Raw genomic sequence first — 17,245 nt, forward strand, 5'->3', positions numbered from 1 at the left:
CCGTCACCGTCGGACGGTCGTCCACCGGCGGCGTCGGCGGCGTCGTCGGTGGCGTCACCGGCGGCGGCACCGACGTGCCGTCGTCAACAATCGTCCCAACACCAACGTCCGTCCCGCGCACCGTTCCCGCCGTCAGCGTGAACTTCTCCGGACCTTCATACACCGGGTTCGGCTCGTCCGCCGTCGTCGCTACCGCAACGTAGAACGTCGTCACGCCAGCCGGCACTTCAACCTGACCGCCCACCACCGGCGACCACGTCACACCGTTGTCGAACGTCACCTTCAGGTCCGTCGACAGGTCCGTCCCCAGCGTCGCATCCTGGTCCGTCGGATCAACCGTGTTCCCAAGGTTCAGCGTCACCGTCGTCGAAGCTTCCGACGGATTGCTCAGCGTCACCGTGAACACCGCTTCCTGACCTTCCGCTACCGTCACGTCATTCACCGTCACCGTCGGACGGTCGTCATCCGGCGGCGGACCACCCGTGCCATCGTCACGGATCGTCCCCTGACCCGTATCACCCGTCGTTACGCCGGTCGTCGGGCTGGTTACTCCCAGCGTGAAGGTTTCACGGCCTTCATAGACATTGTCCTGGATCGACGGAATCGTCACCGTCACCCCGGTGGCGTTCGCCGGCACCGTGTAGCTGCCGTTCGCATTCGCCGTCAACACATTCCCGAAACTGTCGCGAACCACCATCGTCCCGATGTCGTTCGCTTCGATCGGATTCGCACCACTCGGCGTCACCGTGAAATTCAACTCCACCGGATTTGCCGACGTCGTGCTGAACGTCACATCGAACACCAGATCCTGACCTTCCGCCACGTCAGCATCGCCAACCGTGATCTGAATGTCTTCGGGACGCGTGAGCGGCGCGCCCTGAATGGTATCCAGGGGACGCCCGCGATCAGTACCGAACTGATAGGCAAGGGGATCGACCGATTCCACCACACGGAGGAATTCGACAAAGGTGTGGCCTTCGTTGCCACCAGGACCGGCACCACCGGCCGCCGGATCCTCGAGAAGATCATCCAGGTTTCCGCCGTCCGTCAACGCACTGGCGATCTTCTGGAAACCTTTTTCATTGGAAGAAACTGCGCTGTCCGTTGCATCGGGTTTGACCTGAGCAGCAACCTCAGCATCAAGCGTCACCGACTCACGCTGGCCAACCACCATGTCACGCCCATCCGCAAGCTTGAGCACGACTTCGGCACCGTTACCGGCAACGACGGTCTCTCCTTCACGAACGGCATCACCGACCTTCAATCGGCGCAAATTACCGGACTGATCCCGTGCGAACGCTTCTCCGTTGATCGACGAGACTTTGGCAATCACTGCGGCTTGGGCCATGACATTACTCCAGACACTGTTAGCGATGTTGCCAGTGTAGGAGTTGTCATTGGCAGTGGCTATTGCACCAAAGTACAACCCAAGAATTCTTTACAATTTCAGGCCGTTGACCCTGAGAGAGAGCTGCAATCGGTCACGCACTTGAAGCTTGTCGAAGATCGCCGTCAGGTGAGCTTTGACAGTCCGCTCGGTGATAGCCAGCTCGGCGGCAATTTCCTTGTTGCTTTCCCCTGCCGCCACCAGCCTCGCAACCCCGACTTCGCGTTCGGAAAGCTGGCTTTTCCAGTCTTCGCCTGGCAGATCTCGAGCCTTGCTCTCCAAAACCCTGGATGTGCTCACCAGCACCTGTTGCAACAAGGACTGGCCGACCCATAAACCGCCATTGCCCACAACGATTTCAACCTGCCGCAGGACCTCGGGTGCCGCATGCGTGTTGCAGCAGCCAAGCGCTCCTGCAGTCAGGGACTCGAGCACATTCACTTCCCGCGGCTCATCTGCCAGGACCACCAGTTTTCCAGGCTGAGGCAAGGACGAAATCACCTGCGCCGGAAATTCCTCGACACCAAGCCGTAGCCAGTACATGGCATTTACCTGCGGCTCGTCATGCATCGCCTGCTGACGGCTGACCACACCCACCTCCGGAAATGCCTCCTGCCAGTTGGGCAAAAGACGCATTGCGTCATCAATGATCAGATGTTTCATCAGCGCTCCGTCAAAGCCACGCTCTTGGCGCGCAGAACAGGTTTAAGCAGGTAGGAGAGCACACTCTTCTTGCCGGTCAGGATATCCACTTCGGCAATCATCCCGGGGATGATGGGCAAATTGGCATCGCCGAATCCCGACTTGACGGTCCTGACGCGAACGACGTAGTAGGAATTCCCCTTTTCGTCCATTACCGTATCGGCACTGATGTGCTCGAGCGTTCCTTCCAGGCCGCCGTAAATCGAGAAATCGTAGGCAGTGAACTTGACCATCGCAGGCTGCCCGGGACGCAGGAAAGCCACATCGCGGGGCAGGACCCGGGCTTCAACGAGCAGGGTATCTTCCAGCGGCACGATTTCGATCATGTCCTTGCCCGGCTGAACCACACCGCCAACGGTGTTCACCAGCAGGCGCTGGACCACGCCCTTGACCGGCGACCGGATCGACGACTGCTTGACGCGGTCCGACAAGGCCACGCTCCCCTCAGCCAGACTGTTCAACTTGGCCATCGTCTCGGAAAGCTCTTTGCCGGCATCATTGCGAAAACTCAACTCGACTTCCTCGATCTTTCGCTGTGCTTCGGCAATTGCGGCCTGCACCCGGACAATCTGGGCACCCGCCATGTCCCGCTCGCCGCGATACCTCGAAACATCGCGCTCCAAACGCAGCAATTCGACTTCGGAAACCGCTCCCGAATTGATCAACGGACGGGTTTGCGTCAATTCCTTGGAAGTCAGCTCATAGCCATGGGAGGCCTGTTCGCGACGCGCCTGCGCCTCGTTCAGTTCCTGACGGCGCTGGGCGAGTTGCTGCTGTGCGATAGACAGGGTGGCAGCCAGCTCATTGCGTCGCGCCTCGTAGAACTGCCGTTCCTGCTCAACGGTCTCCGGACTTTCCTTTTCTGCTTCGGGCGGCGGCACGAACGCCTTGCCTTCGGCGATCGCCTTCAAACGGGCAGCCCTGGCCAGCAAACTCAAATATTGCGCCCGGCTCTCGTTGACCGAAGACTGAAAGCGCGTTTCATCGATCTTGACCAGCAGTTGATCAGGCTGGACGACATCGCCTTCGCGAACCAGTATCTCGGAGACCAGACCGCCGTCGATGCTCTGCAGCACCTGCAACTGCTTCGAAGGGATGACCTTTCCTTCCCCGCGAGTGACTTCATCGAGCCTGGCAATCGCCGCCCACACGATGAAAACCAGAAACACCAGGCCAATGGCGCGCAGCAGGACCTTGGCCCGCAAGGGCTCCTGGCGAAGCATCGCCAAATCCGCATCGGTCGCAAAGTCGACCGCATCGACGTCTTCACGATTGGGCAATTTTCCGAGCAGGCGCTCGACAAACGGCTTGTTCCGCAGCGCAAGGGCTTCAAGCCAGGCGTTCAATCGTTTAACCAAGGACATCAGGCGATTCATGCCGCTCTCCCGATCCGTCCGCTTTGCAGCGCCTGAATGACCTGATCCCGCGGTCCATCGGCCACGACCTTGCCATCATCGACGACGATTACCCGGGTCGCCAGATCGAGCAAACTGTTGCGATGCGTGACGATCAACACCGTCTTGTGGGCAGCAATGGTCTGCAAGCGCTGCTTGAACTGCTGTTCCGAGGAAAAATCCATCGCACTGGTCGGTTCGTCGAGCAACAGTATGGGGGGATCCATCAGAAACGCCCGGGCAATCGCCACGCCCTGGCGCTGACCGCCGGACAGGGACTCACCACGCTCGCCGATCATCATGTCGAAGCCGTCCGGATGCCGATTGACAAACTCGCTCAAGCCCCCCGCCTCGGCCGCCGCCAGGATTGCCGCGTCGTCGGCATATGGAGCACCGATCGCAATGTTGTCACGCAAGGTGCCGTAGAACAGGGTGACATCCTGAGGGACATACCCGATATTGCGGCGCAGATCGGCAGGATCCAGTTGCCTGACATCGACACCGTCAATGCTGACGGCCCCTTCACTGGGCATGTACAAACCCAGCAGCAATTTCTGCAGGGTCGTCTTGCCGCTGCCCACTCGGCCGATGATGACGACCTTCTCGCCCTGGGGAATCCTGGCCGTCACCCCTTTCAGGGCCGATACCTGAGTGTTCGGATAGCTGAAATGAACATCCCTGAACTCGATATTGCCGCGCAACTCGGGGCGATGAACGAAGTTCGCGTCGGCCGGACGCTCGACGGGATTGCGCATGATCTGTTCAAGCGAGGTCAATGCGACCTTGGCATTCTGATACTGCAGCAGCATACCGACCATCTGACCGAGCGGCGCCACCGCACGCGAGGACAGCATCGTGCAGGCAATCAAACCGCCCATGCTGAGCATCCCTTCGGCAATCAGGTATACGCCGGCAACCACCACGGTAACGTTGACCAGCTGCTGGATTTCGGCAGCACCGTTGGTCGCCGCAGCCGACAGGAAACGGGTCTGATTGTTGACGCGGGCAACGAAAGCCACCGATTTTTCCCACTTCGACTGCATGATGCCTTCGGCCCCCTGCGTCTTGATGGTCTCCAGCGCCGACAGGCTCTCGACCAGGGTTGCATTGCGCAAGGCCCCGGCGCGGTAGGTGGTTTCCGACAATTCGTGCATCTTGTGCTGCAGGATGTAGGCGTAAACGATCACCGTCACGATCGCCAGCAGAACCGGCAGAACCAGCGGCCAGGCAATCAAGGCGATGACCAGCACGAAAACCAGTGCAAACGGCAGATCGATGAAGGCCGTCACCGACGCCGAGGTGATGAAATCACGCACCGACTCGAAAGAGCGCAGGTTGGAGGCAAATGAACCGACGGCGGCCGGACGCGCCTCCATGCGCATGCCCAGCACGCGCTCCATGATCTTGGACGATAGCTGCATGTCGATCCGCGCGCTGGCGAGGTCGATGAAATACCCGCGCAGCAGGCGCATCACAAAATCGACCCCAATCACGATGACGATCCCCAGCGCGAGAACCCACAAGGTCTCCATCGCATGATTGGGCACCACGCGATCGTAAACATTCATCGTGAACAACGGCATGCTGAGCGCCAGCACGTTGATCAGTAAAGCAGCACCGAGCACATCCCGATAGACCATCCACTGATCGGCCAGCGCCCCCCAGAACCAGTGACGCAACTTGACATCACCGACCTGCGGCGTCCGTTTGTCGAAACGGAAGTGCGGCCGGGAAAAGATGGCGACACCGGTATATCGGGCAAGCAATTGTTCGCGAGGCAGCGTGACCGATCCCTGACCGCTTTCCGGAAAGAGCACGCGCGCATTTTCCCGCGCCTCATCCCAGCCGAGCAGGACACAGGCTTCCTCGTCCTTCAGCAGCAACACGGCCGGCAACAGGAGATCGTCGATGCGATCCAGCGCCCGCTTGCCCAGCTTGGCCGACAGGCCGGCACGCCCCGCTGCACGCCAGAAGAGGGAAGGCGTTAATAGCCCGCGCTCCAGCGGCAGACCGGCCACCAGTGCCGCCCGCGTACTGGGGCGGCCGTAAATCCGCGTCAGCTCGACCAGACAGTCGAGCAGCGGATCATGATGCAATAGATCGTCACGGATGCCCGGGAGGCTCTCCGTCTGGCCGGACGCGCTCATCGACTTCCTTCTTCCCTGAATGAGTTTTCTTTGATTCTAACGTCGGTTTCGTGGGGATATCGCAAAAAAATGCAAAGAAGCTTGCCCCAACTGCATTTACAGCCCGTAGGGCGGCAGTTTCCGGGCGACGCGCTGAGCGCGTAAACGCACATAATCCGGCAAACCGCGAACGAAGGGCGGCGGGTCTTCGCCCTCGATCAACGGCAACAGGTAGTCCCGACACGACTGGGTAATATGAAACCCGTCGGCCGCAATGAAATCGGCCGGCATCCGCCGTTCAACGTTGGCGACGGCAGACAGTGGAACCTCTCCGATTTCCCATCGATAGGGGCGATCCGACACCCTGAGGATGATCGGCAGCACCCTGGTTTTTCCCTGAAAAGCCAGGTCGACCGCAGCCGCCCCCAGGGCATATGCCTGCTCGACATCGGTGCGCGAGGCCAGATGTCGGGCGGCCCGCTGCAGATAATCGGCCAGCGCCAGGTGATGCTTGTAGCCCAGATGGCTCTCGATCAAATCGGCCAGATAGCGTCCGACGGACCCCGGCCGGGTATTGTCGGCGCTGTCGATACGGCATCCCCCGCCATCGCACATGCCTTCGGCAGCACAGATCGCACAATATCCATGGCGCTCGACGCACGCCCGGACCCGGGCCAGAAAACGCCCGGCATCGAAAGGGACCTCCGGGAACAGCAGGATATGCGGAGGATCGCCATCCCGCTCACTGGCCAGACCGGCTGCGGCAGCAATCCAGCCGGCGTGACGGCCCATCGCCTCAAGGATGAAGACACGGGTCGAACTACGTGCCATCGATGCCACGTCCAGGCCGGCCTCGCGCATCGAAGTCGCCACGTATTTCGCTACCGAACCGAAACCCGGGCAGGTATCGGTCAAGGCCAGATCGTTATCGACCGTCTTCGGAATGCCGATCACCTGCAACGGATAACCCAGCGCTTCCATGATTTGCGACAGATGCAGCGCGGCCCCCATCGTGCCATCGCCACCGTTGAAGAAAAAATAGCCGATATCGTGCGCCCGGAAAACCTCGACCAAGCGCTCATAATCCGCCCGATGCGTCGCCAGCGGACCCAGGCGGTAGCGACTGGAGCCGAAGGCACCGCCGGGGGCATAGCGCAGCCGGGCAATATCCTCGTCGGATTCGAGACTCGTATCGATCAAATCTTCGGTCAGGGCCCCGATGATGCCATCGTGGCCGGCAAACACCTTGCCGAAGCGATCCGGAGACTCGAAATGCAAACGGCGTGCAGCCTCGATCAGGCCGCACGCCGTTGCGTTGATGACGGCGGTGACGCCTCCCGATTGCGCGTAGAGGGCGTTCCTTGCCGTCACGCGTTTATTTCAGCGCGTTGAAAACCGCTGCCGTGATGCTGTCGACGCTGCCGACGCCGGCGATCTTGCGCACCTTCGGCGCCGCGGCATCGCCCGCTGCCGCCCACTGGCCGTAGAAATCGACCAGCGGCTTGGTCTGCGAGTGATAGACGTCGAGCCGCTTCTTGACCGTTTCTTCCTTGTCGTCATCGCGCTGCACCAGGTCCTCGCCGGTGACGTCATCCTTACCTTCGACCTTGGGCGGGTTGAACTTGACGTGGTAGGTGCGGCCCGAGGCCAGGTGGGCACGGCGGCCGGCCATGCGTTCGATGATGTCGCTGTCGGGCACGTCAATCTCAAGCACGAACTCGATCGGCACGCCGGCATCCTTCATCGCCTGCGCCTGCGGAATGGTGCGCGGAAAACCGTCGAACAGGTAGCCGTTCTTGCAATCGTCCTGCTGCAGGCGGTCCTTGACCATGCCGATGATCACGGCGTCCGGCACCAGGCCGCCGGCGTCCATGTGCTTCTTGGCTTCCAGTCCAAGCGGCGTGCCCGCCTTGACCTGGGCGCGCAGCATGTCGCCGGTGGAAATCTGCGGAATACCGAACTTTTCGCAAATGTACTTGGCTTGCGTACCCTTGCCGGCGCCGGGTGCGCCCAAAAGAATCAGTTTCATGAAATGTGTCCCTCTGGTTACGTTTGAAAATTCTTGTTGTCGGCTGTCGGCGCCGTTCTCTAGGCGCCCGAAATTACCTGCTTATTCAGGCATGGTCAAACAGTTTGCGCACCCGCTCGGCATCCTCGGGCGTATCCACGCCGGGCGCCGGCGCAGCGTCGATCAGGGCAACGCTGATCCGGTAACCGTGCCACAGGGCGCGCAGTTGTTCGAGCGCTTCGAAGTGTTCGGTCGGTGCCACGGTCAACCCGGCGTAAGCCTGCAAAAAGCCGGCCCGATAGGCGTACAGACCGACATGCCGCAGTGCCGGAAAACCGGTCGGCAGCGTCGCCATGCCACCGTCGCGGGCAAAATGGTCACGTGCATAGGGAATCGGCGCGCGGGAAAAATACACCGCATCGCCATCCGCCCGACAAACCACCTTGACGACATTCGGGTTGAAAAAATCGCTCGCCTCGACAATCGGATGCGCCACCGTGGCGATATCCGCACCGCTGCTCGCCAGTTGCCGCGCGGTCTGCGCGATTACCGCCGGCTCGATCAGCGGTTCGTCACCCTGAACGTTGACGACGATCGCATCCCGCCCCCAGCCGCGTTGCGCCACGACTTCGGCCAGGCGATCGGTACCGGTCGAATGATCGCTGCGCGTCATCAATGCAGCGACTTCATGCGCCTCGCAAACGGCGCGAACCTCCGGGTGATCGGTGGCCACCCAGACCTCGGCGGCACCGGACAGCCGGGCACGCTCGGCAACCCGCACCACCATCGGCTTGCCGCCGAGATCGAGCAGGGGTTTTCCGGGCAACCGGGTCGACGCGAAGCGCGCCGGGATGACGACCTTGAAATCCGGGCCGCTCACGCTTCTTCAGGGCCCAGCGGACGAGCTTCGTCCTCAAGCATCACCGGGATGTCGTCGCGAATCGGAAAAGCCAGCTTGCAGGGCTTGCAAACCAGTTCCTGTTCGTTCTTGCGATGGTCGAGCGGCCCCTTGCAAATGGGGCAGACGAGGATTTCAAGCAGCCTGGCGTCCAAGGCATTTCTCCGTTATCAGATCGATCAGGGCCGGCGACAGCTCGGCGTCGACGGGCAGCACCCAGGCTTCGCCGGTGCACAATCCCGCGCATTTTACTGCATCCTTCTCGGTCATCAGCAGCACCGCTTGCGGACCGAACGCCAGATCACCGGCCACATAGGCGTGATGATCCGGAAAAGGATGTTCGACGAAACGCAAACCCAAGCCGGCCAAGGTCCGGAAGAAACGCCCCGGATCGCCGATGCCGGCCAGCGCATGCAGGGAGCGTCCGGCCAGATCGTCGGCAGCGCAGGTAACATCGGGATCGTCGAGGCGACGGAAAGCCCCGGGGCGCAGCTGCATCGTGAAATGCGGCCTTCCCTTGGCCAGCGTCGAGGCATCGAAATCGTTGCCGATCACCGCGTCGACCGCAGCAAGACGCGCCAGCGGTTCGCGCAACGGACCGAAAGGCAGGCAGTGCCCATTCCCGGCACCGCGTCGGTCAAAAACCGCCAGTTCGATGTCGCGGGCCAGCCGATAGTGCTGCAAGCCATCGTCGCAAAGCAGGACATCGACGTCGGCATGCGCCGCCAGCAAGGCCCGGCCGGCAGCCACCCGGTCACGGCACACCCAGACCGGCACGCCGCTGCGGGATGCCAGCAAAATCGGCTCGTCGCCGACGTCGACCGCAAGCGCACCGGGCAAAACCGCGCGCGGCGCCGTTGCCTTTCCGCCATAGCCGCGACTGACGATGCCGGGCCGCCAGCCGCGCTGACGCAGCGCTTGTGCCAAGCACAGGGTGAGCGGCGTTTTTCCTGCGCCGCCGGCCACCAGATTGCCGACGACGATCACCGGCACCGGCAAACGCGTCCGGGCCAGATAGCGTCGACGAATCGCGGCCAGCGTGCGGAACAGCAGCGACAGCGGCCACAGCAGCGGCGACAAAAGCCACAACGCCGGCGTCAGCCGGCGTTGGAAAATCTGCCGCTGCAACCAGACGATCACTGCGTGGTCTGCGTCGCGAAGGAAATGTGCGGATAACCGGCCGCTTGCGCCGCCTGCATCACATCGACAACCCGCTGATGGGTCGCCTTGGCGTCCGCGTTGATGACGATCACCGGATCGGCACGGCCGCCGGCAGCACGACGCAGGGCATCGGAAATCGCCGCCACCTCGCCGCCGGGCAGCGGCGACTTGTTGATCAGGATCTGGCCGCTGGCGGTGACCGCAACGTCGATCTCGTTCGGCTGCTCGTTCTGCTGCGAAGCATCGGCGGTCGGCAGGTTGATCTCGAGCCCGGCAAACTTCGAATAGGTCGTGGTCAGCATCAGGAAGATGATGATCACCAGCAGCACGTCGATCATCGGAATCAGGTTGATCTCCGGCTCTTCGCGCCCTTGACGCTGGAACTTCATCGCCTTACTTCCGCTCGCCGTGCATGATTTCGACCAGGCGTACGGCCTGCTGCTCCATCTCGACGACGAAACCGTCGACCAGCGCCCGGAAATGGCGCCAGAAGATCAGGCTGGGGATCGCGATGAAGATGCCGAACCCGGTGTTGTACAGCGCAATCGAAATGCCGTGCGCCAGCTGTTGCGGGCTGCCGGTACCCGGCGCCTGCGAACCGAAGATCTCGATCATCCCGACCACGGTGCCGAACAAACCCATCAGCGGGCTGATCGAAGCGATCGTCCCCAGCGTCGTCAGGTAGCGGTTCAGTTCGTGGGCGACGGCGGAACCGGCCTCTTCGATCGATTCCTTCATCACTTCGCGCGACGTATTCACATTGCGCAGCCCCGCCGAAAGCACGCGACCGAGCGGCGAATGACGATCCAGCTCGTCGATCAGCCGGCTGTTGTCCGAGCCCCGCTTGAATTCGCCTACCGCGCGCTGCAACAGCCCGGGTGGAACGATCTTGCTGCGGCGCAGCGCAACCAGACGTTCGATGATCAATGCAACGGAAATGACGGAAGCCAGCAAAAGAGGCCAGATCGGCCAGCCGGCGGCTTTGACGATTTCGAACACGAGCGCTTGTCCTTGAGCAAATGCAGCCTGCAATTCTGCCTCCCCCAGCCATCCCCGGCAAGTACGCAGAGATCGGCGATTTTCCGGCTTATCCCCAGAAGCTGTGGATAACTCTGTGGATGAGCTGTAGACACTCAGCCGGAAGCCGCGCCGAATAAGGCCCGGCCTTGCTCTGCCAAAAAACGAGGCATCGAATTAATGCACTTTAAAATCAACAACCTGGGTTTTCAAAGCCATGTCAAGCGCCTATCGCACTTGCCACTCCGCGGCTAGAATGCCGGGATGCCAGCCAACCAATCGATCAACGAGGTCCTGACGGTCAGCACACTGAACCGACAGGTACGCAACTGCCTGGAATCGACCTTTCCCCTGTGCTGGGTCGGTGGCGAAATCTCGAACCTGACCTACGCCGCTTCCGGACACGTCTATTTTTCGCTGAAGGATGCCAGTGCCCAGGTCCGCTGCGTGATGTGGCGCAGCCGCGCGCAGACGCTGGGCTGGCGCCTGGAAAACGGCCAGCAGATCGAAATCCGTGCCCTGGTTTCGTTCTACGAACCGCGCGGCGAGTTCCAGCTCAACGTCGAAGCCGTCCGGCGAGCCGGTCAGGGCGACCTGTTCGAGCGATTCCTGCGGCTCAAGGCCCAACTCGAAAAAGAGGGATTGTTCGCCGTCGACCGCAAGCGTGCGTTACCGAAGTTCCCGCGCCACGTTGCCATCGTCACCAGCCCGCAGGCAGCGGCCTTGCGCGACGTCCTGAGCACCCTGCACCGGCGGGCGCCGCATCTGCAGCTGACCCTGCTGCCCACACCGGTCCAGGGCGAAGCCGCCGGGCCGCGCATCGCGGCCGCCATCGTTGCGGCGGGCAAGACCACCGCCGATAGCGTGTTGCTGTGCCGTGGCGGCGGCAGTATCGAAGACCTGTGGGCATTCAACGAAGAATGCGTGGCACGCGCCATCGCCGCCTGCGCCAAGCCGGTGGTCTGCGGCGTCGGCCACGAAACCGATTTCACCATCGCCGATTTTGCCGCCGACCTGCGCGCGCCGACGCCAACCGCCGCCGCCGAACTGATCGCCCCCGAACGCGACGCGCTGCGCGCCGGCCTGACCGGTCTGGCGCAACGCCTGCAGCGGCATTGGCACGACCACCAGAACCGTCGACTGCAGGCACTCGACTGGGCCGCCAGCCGGCTCATCCATCCCGCGGAACGGATCGCCCGCCAACGGCAGATGCTGAGCCAGCTGACACAACGCCTGTCGCTGGCGCAGGGCGCCCGCCTGGCACGCTGGCGGATGCTGCTCGGCAACCTGGCGCGACGACAGGGGATCGCCCGGCCGGCCACCGGCCCTCGTCTGGAACGCCTGGCGGCTGCGCAACGGCGCATCGAACTGGCCGACCGGCAACGGCGGAACGCACTCCGGATGAAACTAAGCGCACTCGATCGCGGTCTGAGACAACTCGATCCGCATGCGGTACTGGCGCGGGGCTATGCGCTGGTCTCGCTGCCGGACGGCCGTACGCTGCGCGATGCTGCTGCGGTCGACGCGGGGCAACCGATAAAAATCGCCCTGGCCCGCGGACAGCTCGATGCCAGCGTGATTCAGGTTGTCCCGCCGGTCGAAGCTGACTAGAATTTCGCCACCCCTCAAACAACGGAGAAAATAATGGAACATCAACTGCCCGCCCTGCCGTACGCCAAGGACGCCCTCGCCCCGCACATGTCGGCCGAGACCTTCGACTACCACTACAGCAAGCACCACAATGCCTACGTGGTTAACCTGAACAACCTGATCAAGGGCACCGAATACGAAGCCCTCGACCTCGAAGCCATCGTCAATAAGGCGCCAGCCGGCGGCATCTACAACAACGCCGCCCAGGTCTGGAACCACACCTTCTTCTGGAACTGCATGAAGCCGAACGGCGGCGGCGCCCCGACCGGCGCCCTGGCTGCTGCCATCGACGCCAAGTGGGGCTCGTTCGACGCCTTCAAGACCGCCTTCCAGACCTCCGCCGTCGGCAACTTCGGCTCCGGCTGGACCTGGCTGGTCAAGAAGGCCGACGGTTCCCTGGAGATCGTCAACATGGGTGCCGCCGGCACCCCGCTGACCACCGGCGACAAGGCCCTGCTCTGCGTTGACGTCTGGGAACACGCCTACTACATCGACTACCGCAACCTGCGTCCGAAGTTCGTCGAGACCTTCCTGAACAACCTGGTCAACTGGGATTTCGTTCAGGCGAATCTCGGCGCTTGAGTCAGTCGACCGCACGAAGGTAATCCGGGGGGAGTCAGGCACTCCCCCTTTTTTCGCCCCGAACGACCGCTTGTCGCCGGGCACCCACGCTCCGTTCACCGGAAACCATGAATCCCCAGGCCGCAGCCAGCGACGACCCGCCACTTCGCCTCCATCTGCTCGGCAAGGTGTCGATCAGCCATGGCGGCGTCGAATACGGCAATTTCGCCTACGACAAGATCCGGGCGCTGCTCGGCTATCTCGCTGCAGCACCGGGCCAATGGATTCGGCGTGACGCACTGGCCGAACTGTTGTGGCCCAACGCCAGTGCCGAGGCGGCACGCATCAGCCTGCGCCGGGCACTCTACGAACTGCGCCAGCTGTTCGAAGGCATCGGCATCGATCCGCTGCAGGCGAACCGCAACTCGATCGGTCTTTTTCCGGACCAGCGGATTCGCATCGACCTCGTCGAATTCACCAGCGACCTGCCCGGCGATCTGCCGGCAACCGCCACCATGCAAGCCCTGTCCAGGAAGGCGGCACTCTACTGGGGCAGCTTCCTGGAAGGGGTCGAAGTCGCCGACTCCGCAGAGTTCGATCACTGGCTGCAGATCAAGCGCGAAGCCCTGTTACAGCGCGCCATCGGGATGCTCGATCGCCTGGCGGTCTGGCATGCCGGACAAGGACAACGCGAAGCCGCCATCCGTCACGTTCGGCGCAAGCTCGAACTGACTCCCTGGATCGAAGCCAATTACTGCCAATTGATGGAACTGCTGGCCGAGGACGGACATTACGGTCAAATCTGGCAGACCTACCTCGACTGCCAGCGTTACCTGGAACGAGAAATGGGGCTGGCACCGGAAAGCCGGACCACCGAACTGGCCCAGCGCCTCTGCCGCGAGCAGGCCATTCCGGCCAGACAACCGGCCCGCACCCAGTTGCGCAGCCCGCTGACCGTCCTCGCCTGCCGGCTATCGCCGCCCGACGATGCATCGACCGAAGACTGTTTTTCCGAACTTGCCGCCGCTGCCGGCAGCGTGCGTGACATCGTCCAGCGGCATAACGGCCGCTTCGCCGCCATTCACGCCAACCTGCTGATCGGTTATTTCGGTTTTCCAAAATCACGGGAACAAGCCGCCCGCGAAGCCATCAACGCAGCATTGGAGACCCGTTCCTGCATTTCCGGATTCTCCCGCATCGATTGCCGGCAGGCGCTGCACCGAGGCCTGAGCCTGGTCGACGAACGCTATACCTTCCCGGACGTCAGTGGAGAAGTCAGCCAGGCGACCATTGCCATGCTCGACCGGGTACTACGCAACGACATCCATGTTTCCCCCGGCATGTACGAACAGATCCGCGAGCATATCGGCGGCCAGCCTGTCGACGACGGCAGCGTCCGCATCAGCGAACGGCGCGAACGCCCCTTGAAACGACGACGGGCACTGGCGCACCCGCTGATCGGCAGGCGCCGAGAGATGCACTTTCTGATCGAATGCTGGCGCGACACCGCCAAACTCGGCATTTCATTCGTCCAGATAACCGGCGAACCCGGCATCGGAAAATCAAGGCTATTGCAGGCTTTTGTCCGCCAGTTGCGCAGCCTTGGCGCCCGCAGCAGCACCTTGCATTGTCTGCCGGAAACCCAGCATGCGCCCTATCGACCGATCGCTGCGGCGATCGGCAACCTGTTGCGCGACGATGCCAACCTGTCTCAATCGCTACGGCTGACACGACTGAAGCATCGGCTGGAAAGCCACCACGCTTTCCTTGCCGCCCATGGCGACATCATTCACCGGCTGCTCGGCCTGCCCTCGCCCCTGGACGCCATCAGCGACCCCCAGCAGCAGCTTTCCCGCCTCGAAGCGGCCATCGTGAGTTTGCTGGATGCCCTGACCGAAACGGCCCCCTGGCTGCTCGTCCTCGAGGACATCCACTGGAGCGACAGCGAAACGCTCGCCCTGTTGCGCCGCCTGGCCAGCGAGCGCTCTCGCCGCCGCCTGCAACCGCTATTGATCGTCACCACCTCGCGCAGCCCCGAACACATCGGCGATTACGCCCCTCAGTTGCCGCTGGGCACACTCCCCGACGAGGAAACAACAGCACTGGCCCGCAGCCTGGTGGACGAAGGCTTCGACGAAGCGCGCATCAGGGATGTCGTCAGTCGTTCCGACGGCGTCCCGCTCTATGTCGAGCAACTGCTTTTCGCGCTCGACCAGGGCCTGCCGCAGACCGGCATCCCGGAAAACCTGCACGATCTGCTTGCCGCGCGGATCGACGCCCAGGGACGCCATCGCAAGCTGGCCCAGTGCGCCGCCGTGATCGGCCGCGAATTTGAACTGCAGTTGCTCGCCGCGCTCTGGGACGACAGCGAGGAAGAACTACGGGCCGGCCTCGCGGCATTGCGCAACAACGGTCTGATCACCGGCACGCAGACACTTCCCTCTTTTCGCCACGCCCTGATCCGGGATGCCGCGCTGCAATCGATTCCCTCTGCGGAACGGCGACGTATTCACCAGAGACTGGCGCGAGTATTGCGCTCGCAATTTGCCGAACGGATCAGTCAGCATCCCGAACTTTTGGCCACCCATCTCCATGAAGCAGAGGCCCCGGAGACGGCGACCTGCTGGCTTAATGCAGGCCAGCGGGCCGCCGGCGCATCGATGCAGCAACAGGCAGCACATTTCTACCGCAACGGGCTGGCTGCACTCCGCTTTCTGGCTGACGCCGGACAATCGCAGGAAGCCGAGTTTCATCTTCGTGTCGGTCTCGGTAGTGCGTTGCTCGCCACCCAGGGTTATGGCAACGCCGAAAGCCGCGAGTTGCTTGCCAGCGCGCTCTCGCTATCGAAGCAACTGGGCAGCGACATCGAAGTCATCCGCGTGCTTTGGGGTCTATGGCTCGGCGGCCGTTCAACCGGCTCGATCGAACACCCCCTGGCGCTAGCCCGGCACCTCGAACAGGCAGCCCGTGGTAATGACGACCCCGGTGTCAGGCTGCAAGTCAGTTACGCCTACGGCAACAACTTTTTCTGGCTGGCCCGTTACGCCGAGGCCAGAGCCCATCTGGAAACCGCCATCCAACTCGGCCAGACATGCAACTGCGCCCAGCAGATTGAACGCTTCGGTGAAAACAGCGCCGTGCCGGCCCGCGCCTTCCTGTCCTGGATCGAGTGGATCGAAGGACGTCCGGCACTGGCCCTGGCGCAAGCCAACGCCGCCATTGCCGAGGCCCGCGCCTGCAAGCACGCGCACACGCTGGCCTTCGCCCTGACCTTTGCCGCCGTGCTCGGCAAGCACCTGCGCCGTCCCGAGCTGGCCGGCCAACACCTCGCCGAACTCGCCGAACTGGCACAAAGCAACGGCCTGCAGCTCTGGCAGGCAACCGCCGCCCTGGTCACCGGCTGGGTCCGTTGCGCCACCGGCGACGACAGCGGCCTGGCCTTCATCGAACAGGCTGCCGAGGCGGCGCACCGGGCGATGTCCGCGGTCGAGGCGACCTTTCTGGCCTTCTGGCTCGACGCCCTGCACCTGCTCGGACGCCTTGACGAAGCCGAGCAACTGGCGGCCCGCTGCATGAGCGTCATCGTCCACACCCAGGACAACTACCTGATTCCGGAAATACGCCGCATTCAGGGCGAAATCCAGCTCGCCCGTGGCAGCGCCGGCCGCCCGACGGCACTCGCGCTATTTGGCGAAGCCCTGGAACAGGCCCGCGAACAGGGTGCGACGATACTGGCGCTGCGCGCCGCCAGCAGTCTGGTCCGCCACAGTCCTTCGCCGGACAACCAGGCAATCCTGCGCCACTGGCTGTCCCGCTGCGATCAGGAAATCGACATTCCCGACCTGGTCGAGGCAAAGGCCCTGCTCGACCAAATGCCCCACTGACCGCTGCTCAGTTGTCGGCAGGCGTATCCGGGCAAGGCTGCACATCGTGCTGGGCAAACCAGCGCTCGCCCTCGCAGGCGGCGCCGCCACCGGGTGCGCTGTAGTTGATCGTCAATTCCTCGCCGGCCTCGATCCGACGTGCGGCCAGAAAAACGATGGCGTTGTTCTCGACATCGCCACGGTAAACCATGTTCGCCGGATTGGCATGGTTGTACAGACTGCCGTAGCCAAGGGCCAGGGCCTGCAGCGATGCGCCGCCGGTCAGGCCTTGCCAGCTGAAGGCATAGTGGGTGATTTCCACCGGCAGATCGAAATGCTTGCAATCGACCAGCACGACCGGCGACACCTCGACCAGTTCGCCCGGCAGGAATACCTTCCCGGCAAAGACTCCACGCCCCCTGGCGGTCCCGGTCAGGGCCACGTGGATCGACGGTGGCAAAACTTTTTTCACGCAAGA

General features: G+C 62.6%; 15 protein-coding genes. 3 read left to right on the top strand and 12 right to left on the bottom strand.

The genetic code is table 11. The features are described from left to right. The 11 genes from L0962_RS16570 to L0962_RS16620 all read right to left on the bottom strand — a co-directional run. Positions 1-1,348 (bottom strand): retention module-containing protein (locus L0962_RS16570; protein WP_234087588.1); only part of this gene is annotated, 1,348 nt, incomplete at its 3' end. 90 nt (positions 1,349-1,438) lie between these two features. Beyond that, positions 1,439-2,050 (bottom strand): response regulator transcription factor, encoded by a 612-nt coding sequence (locus tag L0962_RS16575; protein WP_234087589.1) that lies wholly within the window; start codon positions 2,048-2,050, stop codon positions 1,439-1,441. Then, positions 2,050-3,465, bottom strand: a complete 1,416-nt coding sequence (locus L0962_RS16580; RefSeq protein ID WP_234087590.1) for an HlyD family type I secretion periplasmic adaptor subunit — start codon at positions 3,463-3,465, stop codon at positions 2,050-2,052. Before L0962_RS16580 ends, L0962_RS16575 begins: the two co-directional genes overlap by 1 nt. Further along, on the bottom strand, positions 3,462-5,630 hold the full coding sequence (locus L0962_RS16585) for a type I secretion system permease/ATPase (protein WP_234087591.1): 2,169 nt from the start codon (positions 5,628-5,630) through the stop codon (positions 3,462-3,464). The genes L0962_RS16580 and L0962_RS16585 overlap by 4 nt, the downstream gene beginning before the upstream one ends. Positions 5,631-5,726: 96 nt before the next feature. After that, positions 5,727-6,980, bottom strand: coding sequence for a 6-phosphofructokinase (locus L0962_RS16590; RefSeq protein ID WP_234087592.1), 1,254 nt, complete (start codon positions 6,978-6,980; stop codon positions 5,727-5,729). Between the two features lie 4 nt (positions 6,981-6,984). Then, entirely contained in the window at positions 6,985-7,638 is a 654-nt protein-coding gene (gene adk, locus L0962_RS16595) for an adenylate kinase (RefSeq protein WP_121459297.1), read from the bottom strand. Between the two features lie 85 nt (positions 7,639-7,723). Further along, positions 7,724-8,497 (bottom strand): 3-deoxy-manno-octulosonate cytidylyltransferase, encoded by a 774-nt coding sequence (gene kdsB, locus L0962_RS16600; RefSeq protein WP_234087593.1) that lies wholly within the window; start codon positions 8,495-8,497, stop codon positions 7,724-7,726. Further along, positions 8,494-8,670 carry a Trm112 family protein gene (locus L0962_RS16605; protein ID WP_234087594.1) on the bottom strand — a complete coding sequence of 59 codons (177 nt, stop codon included), beginning with the start codon at positions 8,668-8,670 and terminating at the stop codon, positions 8,494-8,496. The genes kdsB and L0962_RS16605 overlap by 4 nt, the downstream gene beginning before the upstream one ends. Beyond that, positions 8,651-9,655, bottom strand: coding sequence for a tetraacyldisaccharide 4'-kinase (gene lpxK / locus L0962_RS16610; RefSeq protein ID WP_367398037.1), 1,005 nt, complete (start codon positions 9,653-9,655; stop codon positions 8,651-8,653). The genes L0962_RS16605 and lpxK overlap by 20 nt, the downstream gene beginning before the upstream one ends. After that, the gene (locus L0962_RS16615; protein WP_234087595.1) at positions 9,652-10,065 is read right to left on the bottom strand and encodes a biopolymer transporter ExbD; all 414 of its coding nucleotides are present in this window, start codon (positions 10,063-10,065) and stop codon (positions 9,652-9,654) included. Before L0962_RS16615 ends, lpxK begins: the two co-directional genes overlap by 4 nt. A gap of 4 nt (positions 10,066-10,069) precedes the next feature. Then, positions 10,070-10,675: a MotA/TolQ/ExbB proton channel family protein gene (locus L0962_RS16620; RefSeq protein ID WP_234087596.1), complete on the bottom strand. Its 606-nt coding sequence runs from the start codon at positions 10,673-10,675 to the stop codon at positions 10,070-10,072. A 282-nt stretch (positions 10,676-10,957) separates the two neighbouring features. Here L0962_RS16620 and xseA point away from each other — a divergent pair, with 282 nt between their 5' ends. From xseA to L0962_RS16635, 3 genes are all read left to right on the top strand, one after another. Then, positions 10,958-12,304 carry an exodeoxyribonuclease VII large subunit gene (gene xseA, locus L0962_RS16625; protein ID WP_234087597.1) on the top strand — a complete coding sequence of 449 codons (1,347 nt, stop codon included), beginning with the start codon at positions 10,958-10,960 and terminating at the stop codon, positions 12,302-12,304. A 33-nt stretch (positions 12,305-12,337) separates the two neighbouring features. After that, positions 12,338-12,925 carry a superoxide dismutase gene (locus L0962_RS16630; RefSeq protein WP_234087598.1) on the top strand — a complete coding sequence of 196 codons (588 nt, stop codon included), beginning with the start codon at positions 12,338-12,340 and terminating at the stop codon, positions 12,923-12,925. A gap of 107 nt (positions 12,926-13,032) precedes the next feature. After that, positions 13,033-16,788 (top strand): AAA family ATPase, encoded by a 3,756-nt coding sequence (locus L0962_RS16635; RefSeq protein ID WP_234087599.1) that lies wholly within the window; start codon positions 13,033-13,035, stop codon positions 16,786-16,788. A 7-nt stretch (positions 16,789-16,795) separates the two neighbouring features. Here the strand turns inward: L0962_RS16635 and L0962_RS16640 are convergent, their stop codons facing one another. Next, positions 16,796-17,239, bottom strand: a complete 444-nt coding sequence (locus tag L0962_RS16640) for an SET domain-containing protein-lysine N-methyltransferase (RefSeq protein ID WP_234087600.1) — start codon at positions 17,237-17,239, stop codon at positions 16,796-16,798. Positions 17,240-17,245: the final 6 nt, after the last annotated feature.

The organism is Azonexus sp. R2A61, assembly GCF_021401135.1.
Lineage (GTDB): Bacteria > Pseudomonadota > Gammaproteobacteria > Burkholderiales > Rhodocyclaceae > Azonexus.

Excerpts from the sequence above, each read along its gene's own strand:
- L0962_RS16575 (WP_234087589.1), bottom strand. The coding sequence starts at position 2,050 with ATGAAACATCTGATCATTGATGACGCAATGCGTCTTTTGCCCAACTGG.
- L0962_RS16580 (WP_234087590.1), bottom strand. The coding sequence starts at position 3,465 with ATGAATCGCCTGATGTCCTTGGTTAAACGATTGAACGCCTGGCTTGAA.
- L0962_RS16585 (WP_234087591.1), bottom strand. The coding sequence starts at position 5,630 with ATGAGCGCGTCCGGCCAGACGGAGAGCCTCCCGGGCATCCGTGACGAT.
- adk (WP_121459297.1), bottom strand. The coding sequence starts at position 7,638 with ATGAAACTGATTCTTTTGGGCGCACCCGGCGCCGGCAAGGGTACGCAA.
- L0962_RS16615 (WP_234087595.1), bottom strand. The coding sequence starts at position 10,065 with ATGAAGTTCCAGCGTCAAGGGCGCGAAGAGCCGGAGATCAACCTGATT.
- xseA (WP_234087597.1), top strand. The coding sequence starts at position 10,958 with ATGCCAGCCAACCAATCGATCAACGAGGTCCTGACGGTCAGCACACTG.
- L0962_RS16630 (WP_234087598.1), top strand. The coding sequence starts at position 12,338 with ATGGAACATCAACTGCCCGCCCTGCCGTACGCCAAGGACGCCCTCGCC.
- L0962_RS16635 (WP_234087599.1), top strand. The coding sequence starts at position 13,033 with ATGAATCCCCAGGCCGCAGCCAGCGACGACCCGCCACTTCGCCTCCAT.